The organism is Streptomyces sp. ISL-43 (assembly GCF_018614195.1).
Classification (GTDB): domain Bacteria; phylum Actinomycetota; class Actinomycetes; order Streptomycetales; family Streptomycetaceae; genus Streptomyces.
Window position 1 is genome coordinate 21435 of sequence record NZ_JAGGOT010000006.1, and the last position, 9034, is coordinate 30468.

Sequence of the window (9034 nt, forward strand, 5' to 3'; positions counted from 1 at the left end):
GAGAGCCATGATGACGACCGATGGCTGGCGGCGGCCGCGCCGCGTCCCCGAGGCCCGCATCCCGCGCACGCCGATCGACCCGGCGAAGGTCGGCCGCTCTTCGGTCCGGCGCCGCGCCCGGGGCATGACGCACGGCGAGGCCGTCCAGGCACTCGCCGACGCCGAGCTGGACGCGCACCTGGACCGCCGGTACGAAGAGGCGGCCGACCACATCGGCCGCCGCGCGGCCGAGCTCGCCGAATGGGAGCGCATCGGCCGGCTCCTCGCGGTGACCGGCGGCCCGTACGACCCCGGACGACGACGCCGTCGTCCAGGAGGAGCTCGCCGCCGAAGCCGCGGCCGCCGAAGCCCGCGAGGCCGAGCAGCGCGCGGCGGCCCGAGTCGGCGCCCGCGCCGACCAGCTCCAGGCGCTCCGCGAGCGGGGCACCCTCGAGCAGACCGAACCCCGGGAAGGCGACGAAGCCGCCCGCGACGAGCTCACCCGCCGCGCCGGCTCGTACGTGCAGCCCGACATCGACGCCTGGCTCGCCCGCGCCCTCGCCGCGCACCGCGGGCACTACGCCGACCCGGCCGCCCGCGAAGCCGCCGCCAGCCTGCTGCACCCGCCGCTCCTCGCCCACGCCGCGCTGCTCGCGGCCCTCGCCGAGCTCGTCCCCGGCGCCGACATCGACCAGCTGCCGTTCGCGGCCCGCCTCGCCACCGCCGATGCCGACGCCGCCGGCGAGCTCGCCGCGTTCCTCACCCGCGCACAGCCCGGCATGAACCACGCCCAGGAGGCCGTCGCCGTCTGGGAGGAACACAGCGCCATCGGCCACCACTACGAGGAACTGCGCGCCGACGGAACCGTCGACGCCTGGACGGAGCCTCCCTTCGGTGAGACCCGGTACCCCGGCGAGGACGACCCCGACCACAATCCGATCTGCTCCTGCCCCGGGCGGTGTCCACTCGCCTTCTGCCTGGAGTGCGCCGGCTGCTCCAGCTGCGGGCAGTGCCCGTGCAGCCGACCGTGCTTGCTGTGAGGTTCACACTGAGCGACAACAACACCTCACAACACCCTGCCGGGGGTGCCTGTGAGCTGTGAGTCGAAATGCAGCTTTCTGCCCTGTTTGCCTATGTGGTGGGAGTCTGTTTTCCCTGGTGAACAGGTTTCCGTGCACCCGGCCTGTGAGCTGTGAGAGTCAGGCCCGCAACCCAGTCGATGTCCCGCGACATGTGATCTTGACCGTTTGCCAGGTGAGTTTGACCGTCCGGTTCAGGAGACCATGCCGTCAACCGCGTTGGGATCCGCGCTTACCGCGCCGGGGATGTCCGGCTGCGGCCGCGCTGTGCGACCGCACCTCGTGACGACATAGAGACCGCCACAAGACTGCCTACCAAGCCATAAAGCACTGCAATCAGGACATCAGACCCAACGATCCGGACGCCTTCCGTAGTCGCCCCATAACTTTCAGTGCGCATGGTGTGGCTTCCGAGTGAGCAGCCACGCCGGGAGTCGCACGGAGGGAGGCCAGGGATGGTCGAGAGTGTCAGGTACGGAGCGTTGGACATCGCGGTGACGGACCGGTTCGTCCGTCGGTGGGATGACGATGGGTCGGGAGCCGCCATGGACGGCGTGTTCTACAACCCGCATTTCGGGGGAGGCACGCTCTACGCGCAGGGCTGGCGCTACCTCGGGAGCCTCGGCAGCAACACCCAAGCCGACATCAGTGGCAAGCGGGCCACGATCCTGGTCCGCGGAGCGAACGCCGCCGACACGATGATCAAACCCCCGGTCCGGTTCGAACTGATCTGGAACGACCGGGGGTCGGGCGCGAAGTGGAACGGTTCGGTGTGGCGGGCGATCCCGCCGACCGGCTACGTCGCGCTCGGGGACGTGTTCGCCGACTTCAGCTGGGATGCGCCGAACCCCGCGTACTACGCGTGCATTCGCAGGGATCTGGCGGGCCGCAGCTATGTGCGCGAGGGCGTGATCGGCGACCTCATCTGGAACGACAAGAAGTCCGGGTCCAAGAGCGACGTCTCCATCTGGCAGATTCGCCCGCCCCGCTACCCCTCTGACAGCGCCGAACGCCTGATCCTTGGCGCCGACCTGCTGCGTGCCCACGGTAGCTACGACCGCCCGACCGAAGCGGTGTACGTCCTGGACCTGCCCGCGGTCATCGCCAAGCGCAACCCCCCAGCCGCCCCGGTGCTGACCGCCCACCGAGAGCCCGACCCGGTCGCGCAGATCACGGACCGCGCGGTGACAGTACCGTGCACGCTCATCAAGGACCCCGACAAGACCCTCGCCTGGCAGGCTGCGAACTCGCCCTTCTACACCTTGGAACGCCGCGTCAACTACACCCTGCAGATCTTCCGGAACAACCAGGCCGGCACCACGCCGGCCGAGTCGAGCATGGCCGTCACCACCGGCGTCACCCAGGAGAAGAGCGAGGAGTTCAGCAAGAAGACCAGCGTCACGGTCAGCGCGTCGGTCGGCATCGCAGCCAAGGGAATCAGCGCCTCGGTGGAGACCAGCGTGACCACCGAACTCGGCTACAGCACCCGGACCGGCGTCTCGCTGCTCAACTCGGTCACCAAAACGCATGGCCTCACCACTCCGCCGCGGTCCTCGGGGGCCTTGTGGTCGGCGACACACGAGATCATCGCGGTCCGCAAGGGCGGTGCGGTCATCGGCGGCCAAGGAGGCCTGAAGTTCGACGTCGACTCCTACGTCACCGGCGAATACCCCGGCGGTGCAGGAGTCGTGGCCAACGCCGACGGGATGGACACCCCGCAGGCCACGACCGCCGATGCCTTCGGCGAAACCGAGGCCAACATCCCCGACACCCCGCAGTAGAACACCGACCTCATACCGCTGCCCGGCCGGATCGTCCTGCCGGGCAGCGCGTCCCCTGACGTCTGGTCGTCATTGACCCCGGCGGCAGCATCGTCTGCTGCTGCCGGCCCGGCAGCCGATTCAGCTCGGGGCCAGCAGCAGACGCTTCCCTGGTCAGGGGCTCAGCCCTCTGCGAAGACCTCGTCCGCCTGCATACCCTTCTCGCCCTGCACCGCGATAAAGGTCACCCTTTGGCCTTCCTTGAGACTCTTGAAACCGTTCCCCTGGATCGCTTTGAAGTGCACGAAGAGGTCCGGACCGCTCTCGGGGGTGATGAAGCCGAACCCCTTCTCATCGTTGAACCACTTCACGGTGCCGGACTGCCGCTCCGCCATATCCACTCCCTCGAATCACGTGCTCGGGCTGGACGTACAGGACGCCCAACAAGCTGATCATTCCCGACGGCGGGGACGATCCTGGGAATCCTCGGCCTTGTCGCAAGAAATGACCGGAACCAGACGATCAAACTCACCTGGCAAACGGTCAAGATCTCCTGTCAGAGGTCAGTCGATCATTACCCTCCGTTCGCAACGCCGCTGTGCAACGCACCGCGCAACACATTTCCGCAACACGGTGCAACAGGGCGCGCTGTTGCGGGTCTGACCTGCAAGAACGTCTTTCCCGTGACGTGAGCGTTGCACCCCCGCGTTGCACCCTCGGCCCGCCGGAGCTGGGGCCGGCGCGCGTTGCACGTGGGCGTTCCACCCTGACCGCACCGGCGCAACGGGATGGGACGGAACCCTCCCAGCGCTCCTCTACTAGAAGTAGAGTCGAGGGATGGCAGACGAAACGAGCATCAAGGTCAGCGCTGCAACCCGCGACCGCCTGGCCCTGCTGGCGGCCGAGAACAACACCACGATCCGCAACCTGGTCGAGGCCCTCGCCGAGAGCCGGCCCACCCAGTCCGAGTTCGAGGAGCGCGCCGCCCAGGCCCGCGCCGAGCTCGCCTCCATCCTGGGCACCGTGCCCAGCGCAGAGGCCGAGACGAAGGCCCGCGGCCTCCTGGAGCGCCTGGGCGCCAGCCACGACTCGGCGGCCGCGTAGTGGCGGCCATCGCCGTCGTCCTGGACCACACGGCCGCCACCGCCCTGCACGACCCCAAGGACCCGTTCAACGAGGCCGTCGCGGCCTTCTACGTCCAAGCCTCCGGCGGCCTCGGCACGCTCTACGCCCCGGTGCTCTCGCTCACCGCCGGCGACACCGAGCGCCCCGGCCTGCTGGCCTACATCCACGGACTCCGGTTCATCGAACTCGAGCCCTTCGACACCGCGGCCGCGCTCGCCGCCACCGAACTGCTGCGCACCGGATACTCCTGGGCGGCCGTCCACGCCATCCACGCCGCCCGGCCTTCCGCGGACTTCCCCGCCGGCCGGTACCTGCTGACCCTGACCCCCGAGGCGTACGAGAACACCGGCGTCCAGGCAGTCCACCCCGGCCAGTAGCCGGCCGCTCCGCGCGGGACCGGCCTTGCACCCCAATGTGGGTAGTACCTGTAGTGGTCATGTGCGGGTAGATATCTCCCCCCTCTGAGAGCAGAGCTCGCCAGGGGGCACCACTTCCCCCCACCCGCTCGGAGCCGATCCCTACCCCACCTGGCCATCCGATGATCCACAGCGGCCCTGTACGGCCCCTCTGGGCGCGTTTACCGCCGTCCAGGGCCCCCCTCGGCCGCCTCCGGGGCCATTGAGGCGCTCAGCGGGGCACACAGCGCCGTCTGCTGTACCTGTTCCTGAGCCGTCCATGACATGTGATGCTCGGCCGATGGGCCACGCTGCCGCGTCCGTGGTGCACGCCTGACGAGTTCGACTGCCGAGCAGCCCGGCATAGAAGCACGGCTGCCCTGGCGCACGCCCCCTGCGCTACCGGGCTCCACCCAGCTGCGTCGCACCCCTTCCGTCGATCTCCTTGAGCATCCACAGTTGTTTCAAAGCCACTTGGGGGGCGTATGTCGAAAAGCCGAGGGCGTGCCGGTACGGCGCTTGCCACCCTGCTCCTGGTAGCGGGTACGGCGTGCCAGGGGCTGGATTCCCCAAGTGCGGTGCAGCCTGCTGACGGACCGGCGTCCGCTGCCTCCCGCACGTCGGCACCGGCCACACCCAACAGGACGCCCAAGGTTCCCCGCCCGACAGACGTGAGCTCCCCGCCTTCGCCGTCAGGCACGGAGGCAGCTGCTGGCACCCTCTTCGTCCAACGGACGTTGACGCCGGAGAACGCCCGTGACAAGACCGCGGAATACGTGGCGTGCAGCGGCATCAAGGCTGGCGTGGAGCTGCGCCAGCACGACGGGCGAGCCAGCTGGACGGCGACGGCGTACGCCCTCGCCCCGCCGGCCGTGAAGCAGGGGGCCAAGGTGACCGTAGCGCGGAACATCGTTGTTTCGCCGTCCTCGGGAGTCCTCAGCCCAGGGGCGAGCCAGGAGATCCGCATCAGCGGAGTGTACGAGCGGAGCCGCCTGAGCTTCTTCGTCGTCCTGGAGAACGGAACACGCACTAGCCGAGTCACCTTGCAGTATGTGTGTGTTTGAGTACCTGATCCTGGTCCTGCATGACAAGCGCTGGCCGGTGGCTGGGTCCGGACGAGTCTCAACGAGGCGGGTGTAGCTCGTTCTGGTGAGCTGAAGGGGATGCGGCTTGGCCCGGAACGCACCGTTGTCAGAGTTGGTGGGAAGAGGGTGGGGGCTGGGTGCGGTTGGTGGCGGTGAACCCTTGGGCAGGGCCCTCCACTTGCAGCCGGTGTCCACGCGAGAGTCGGCGGCCGAAGGCTCCCAGACAGAGCGCCGGCCTCCGCCGGTGACGCCCTCGGGTAGAGGAAGACGCTTCTCGCCGCGCCGTGCAGACCCTGCACCCTTCGCGACCTGGCCGGTGCAGCAGGTGGTGCTGCACCGGCTGCTGTTCCTGGTCGTGAAGGGTGCAAAGCCCCGCTGCTCGGAACGCCGGAGAGCGATGACATTCAGCGCTGGCCCCAGGCGGCACGCGGGTGCTGCTCGGGTAGCAGGTGGTGCTGCAGAGGGCAGCAGGACGTGTAGCAAACGGTCGTTTGGTTGCTGCATTCTCGTGCGTGTGACCTGCGCGTTTCCCGCCTGCGGGAACGGTGTGCACGGATCTGACACATCGCGCCCCACGCGAAAGCGGCGCCGCGCCCCTGCTGGAGGGTGCGGCGCCGCTCCCCATGACAGGCGCCTTGCGCGTCAAGCGGACCCTGGCGGCCGGTCGGTGCGCTTCACCGGTGAGGGTTCTTCGGGAGTCGGTAGAGCGCGTGCCGGCTCAGGGGATGGCCGGTGGGGAGGCTCGGGTGGTCGAAGTCGTCCCGTGGGTCGTGGGTCATGTGCAGGCGTTCCATGACGGCCCGGGAGCGGTGGTTGCCGGCGGCGGTGAAGGAGACGAGCTCCTCGAGGGCGAGTGTGTCGAAGGCGAAGCTGACGGCGGCTGCGGCCGCTTCCGTGGCGTACCCCTGTCCCCAAGCGGAACGCGCCAGGCGCCAGCCGATCTCGACCGCGGGGGTGAAGTGGGCATCGAAGGAGGTCCGACCCAGGCCGGTGAAGCCGATGAAGGCGCTGGTGGCGCGCTCTTCCACGGCCCACAGGCCCCAGCCCTCGCGAGTCACGGCCTCACCGAGACGCTCGGCCAGGGCATCGCTCGCAGGACGGTCCAGGGGCGCCGGGAAATGCTCCATAACGGTGGGGTCGGCATTCAGCTGGGCGAAAGCCTCCAGGTCAGAGCACTGCCAGGGGCGCAGCAGGAGCCGGGGGGTCGACAGCTCGGCAGGCGGCGTGGATGCCATCGTGTTTCCCTTCCAAGGACTGGATGCCAAGGTGGCCACGCTCCGGGCCCGGGGCAGGGCAGGCGAGCCTGGGGCGACATTAGCCACTGCCTCGCGGAGCCATCTGCGGCCCTGAAGCTGGCCCGTTATCGGTCCAAGGAAGAACAGAGCCGCTCCGGTATTGACCTGGTGCCCACGGAGCCCCATCCGAAGGTCCCCATGGGAAGATCGTGAACTTCGGCCTGAGGAATACCGTGACCGTTCACACCTCTCCGCGTGGACCTTTGTCCACGCTGACGGGGATCTCTGGTGTCGACGGCGACACCAGACGCGAACGGCGCTGCACCGTTGGGGTGCAGCGCCGTGATGCAGGGACCGGCAGCGGGTCAGCGGACGCGCTTGAGCCGGGTCGGCTTGGTGATAGGCGTGACGTTGCCCTTGGCCTTCGCCTCGGCCTTGCGGGTCTTCTCGTCCAGGTGGAGCTGGAAGCGTCGCTCGTACTCGTCCTCGAAGTCGCCGACGTCCAGCCGCATGTCGTTGGGCAGGACCTTGATGGCGCGCTGCTGCTCTCGGGGGTCGTTGAAGGCGGCGATCATCGGGTGGAGCTGGAAGCGGCCGCGGCGGACCACGGTGACGAGCCGAGCGGCGACCAGGTGCGGCATGGCCCGGCTGATCATGCCGCGCTCCATGGCAAGGCCGGCGGCGAGCTCGTCGTGTGTGGCGACCACCAGGCCGCCCGGCTCCTGCTCGGTCATCATGTGCAGCAGCAGCGTGTAGGCGGTGGGAGGAAGCCGCGGCACGTACGCGAGACCGTTGAAGCTGCCCCACAGCACGTTGCGACGCGGAACCCATTCCTCGGCGGCGGACGTCATGACGTGGCCTTCCCTTCCCCATCCGACTCCTTGCGCTTCTCCAGTTTCGCGCCGGGAGCGGCCATCGCCCGGAACGCCTCTGGTGCGTCCGGGTCCTCCATGATCTCGCGCAGCAGATCCAGCTGCTCCACCCTGTCGCCCATACCCGTCTTGGAACGCCTCTTCTCGCCCCTGCGCGGCTCCCTGAGCCCTCCCCGGAGCGTCGCCGCCGGGTTCAGCTGGTACAGACCCCTCTGGAGCCTGCGAAGCGCCCCGTCGGCCTCCAGAACCCTGAAGACCCGACTGATGTGAGGCCGGCTGTACCCGAGGGCTTCAGCGACGTCCTCATGGGTTGCCTCGACCAGGCCGCCGGGCTTCTGCGACCCCATGAGCGTGAACAGCACCACGAGCACGAACCGGTCGTCGTCGTACCGGACTGCCGCCCAGCGCATGAACTCCAAGCTGTCCATGGAGAACGCCTCGCCGATGAACCCCGTGCTTGAACCCACGGGGAAGACCTGGGCAGCGTGGCCGGCGGGCAGCTCGATCGTGGAGCCCGAGGACCGGTTGTAGGCGGTGGGCGGCGGCTTCGGGCGCCGCCGACGACGGGACGGCTCTCCAGGCAGCTCCGGCGCTGCGCTGCCGTCCAGGGGCCCTGAGCTCATGGGGTTGTTGTCTCCTTGATCGTCGCAACGTCAGAACCATAGCGAACCGTGGCAGTACTGCTACCAAAACGCAGCAACGCAGCCACGAAAGTCACCCGAACGTCAGCCCTGCCTGACCTTCGCCCGGTGAGGGGCCTCGACCACGGCCCGGTGACGCTCCACCTCGCGTTTCGTGGCAGTAGTGCCACGAAACGATGGCGGTCCGTCAGGATCTACTGACCTCCCAGCCGAGATATGTCAGTCCAGGGCTGACATATCTCGCGAGCCACAACGCTCTGACCAGCAGAAACGTGCGCCTCTTGCATCTAGAGCGTGCGCGCGCGTGATACCGAATCACGCGCTTGCGATCAAGCACCACCACGCCGCATCCGTACTCCCACGCTCGATCGAGCCCCCAGGCCGCTCCCTTCGGAGAATGCGGCTCAATGTTTGACCACGTTCCGACGATTCCCCTATCCGCCATTTACTGCTCCATTACTCACCTCGCGCCCGGCTTCTCTAATTGGGGTCTTGTGCTATTGCGGGAACCTCGGCAATTTTTTGTCCAAGTCGAGTGGCTGGGGAGTCTTCATTCCAGAGTCAATCTAGCTTCTATTTTTGACGCACGCGCTCTACCCTCTCACCTGGGCCCGTTCCGAAACTTGTTCGGCCCGTCATCTTCCCGACGGCCCGTCACCCCCTCTCCTCTTGCTGCCGCTTACACCTCACCCCGGTCCGGCCGGACGCGCCTCCTACTGCCTGCCTGGCTTTTGCCCGTGCGGAGCGCGGGCGGTGGCTGGAGCGGAGCGGAGGCCGCGGGTCGGCCGGAGGCCGGCCCCCGGGGGGCCGAAGGCGCCCCGGTCTCACTGCGGTTGGCGGGGTCGCGGAGCGGGCCCGCCGGG

The 9034-nt window shown here is 68.4% G+C and carries 8 protein-coding genes; 4 read left to right on the forward strand and 4 right to left on the reverse strand.

Annotated features, from left to right (window positions below):
* Positions 1 to 500: 500 nt before the first annotated feature.
* Both J7F03_RS40765 and J7F03_RS03715 read left to right on the forward strand, forming a co-directional pair.
* Positions 501 to 1019 (forward strand): hypothetical protein, encoded by a 519-nt coding sequence (locus J7F03_RS40765; RefSeq protein ID WP_251071387.1) that lies wholly within the window; start codon positions 501 to 503, stop codon positions 1017 to 1019.
* A gap of 494 nt (positions 1020 to 1513) precedes the next feature.
* A complete protein-coding gene (locus tag J7F03_RS03715; protein WP_214947183.1) occupies positions 1514 to 2839 on the forward strand; it encodes a Vps62-related protein in 1326 nt (441 codons plus the stop codon).
* 161 nt (positions 2840 to 3000) lie between these two features.
* Here J7F03_RS03715 and J7F03_RS03720 read toward each other — a convergent pair whose 3' ends face one another.
* Positions 3001 to 3213: a cold-shock protein gene (locus J7F03_RS03720; RefSeq protein WP_214947184.1), complete on the reverse strand. Its 213-nt coding sequence runs from the start codon at positions 3211 to 3213 to the stop codon at positions 3001 to 3003.
* Between the two features lie 442 nt (positions 3214 to 3655).
* Between J7F03_RS03720 and J7F03_RS03725 the strand changes: the two genes are divergently transcribed.
* Positions 3656 to 3922 carry a hypothetical protein gene (locus tag J7F03_RS03725; protein ID WP_214947185.1) on the forward strand — a complete coding sequence of 89 codons (267 nt, stop codon included), beginning with the start codon at positions 3656 to 3658 and terminating at the stop codon, positions 3920 to 3922.
* A complete protein-coding gene (locus tag J7F03_RS03730) occupies positions 3922 to 4320 on the forward strand; it encodes a hypothetical protein (RefSeq protein ID WP_214947186.1) in 399 nt (132 codons plus the stop codon). The genes J7F03_RS03725 and J7F03_RS03730 overlap by 1 nt, the downstream gene beginning before the upstream one ends.
* 1777 nt (positions 4321 to 6097) lie before the next feature.
* Here J7F03_RS03730 and J7F03_RS03735 read toward each other — a convergent pair.
* The 3 genes from J7F03_RS03735 to J7F03_RS03745 all read right to left on the reverse strand — a co-directional run bounded on the left by J7F03_RS03735 (position 6098) and on the right by J7F03_RS03745 (position 7997).
* A complete protein-coding gene (locus tag J7F03_RS03735; protein WP_214947187.1) occupies positions 6098 to 6658 on the reverse strand; it encodes a GNAT family N-acetyltransferase in 561 nt (186 codons plus the stop codon).
* A gap of 365 nt (positions 6659 to 7023) precedes the next feature.
* The gene (locus J7F03_RS03740; RefSeq protein ID WP_214947188.1) at positions 7024 to 7509 is read right to left on the reverse strand and encodes a hypothetical protein; all 486 of its coding nucleotides are present in this window, start codon (positions 7507 to 7509) and stop codon (positions 7024 to 7026) included.
* The gene (locus J7F03_RS03745; protein ID WP_308379015.1) at positions 7506 to 7997 is read right to left on the reverse strand and encodes a helix-turn-helix domain-containing protein; all 492 of its coding nucleotides are present in this window, start codon (positions 7995 to 7997) and stop codon (positions 7506 to 7508) included. Before J7F03_RS03745 ends, J7F03_RS03740 begins: the two co-directional genes overlap by 4 nt.
* Between the last annotated feature and the right edge of the window lie 1037 nt (positions 7998 to 9034).

What these genes read in the sequence shown, in the direction of transcription:
- J7F03_RS03715 (WP_214947183.1), top strand. Translation starts at nt 1,514, where the DNA reads ATGGTCGAGAGTGTCAGGTACGGAGCGTTGGACATCGCGGTGACGGAC.
- J7F03_RS03720 (WP_214947184.1), bottom strand. Translation starts at nt 3,213, where the DNA reads ATGGCGGAGCGGCAGTCCGGCACCGTGAAGTGGTTCAACGATGAGAAG.
- J7F03_RS03725 (WP_214947185.1), top strand. Translation starts at nt 3,656, where the DNA reads ATGGCAGACGAAACGAGCATCAAGGTCAGCGCTGCAACCCGCGACCGC.
- J7F03_RS03735 (WP_214947187.1), bottom strand. Translation starts at nt 6,658, where the DNA reads ATGGCATCCACGCCGCCTGCCGAGCTGTCGACCCCCCGGCTCCTGCTG.
- J7F03_RS03740 (WP_214947188.1), bottom strand. Translation starts at nt 7,509, where the DNA reads ATGACGTCCGCCGCCGAGGAATGGGTTCCGCGTCGCAACGTGCTGTGG.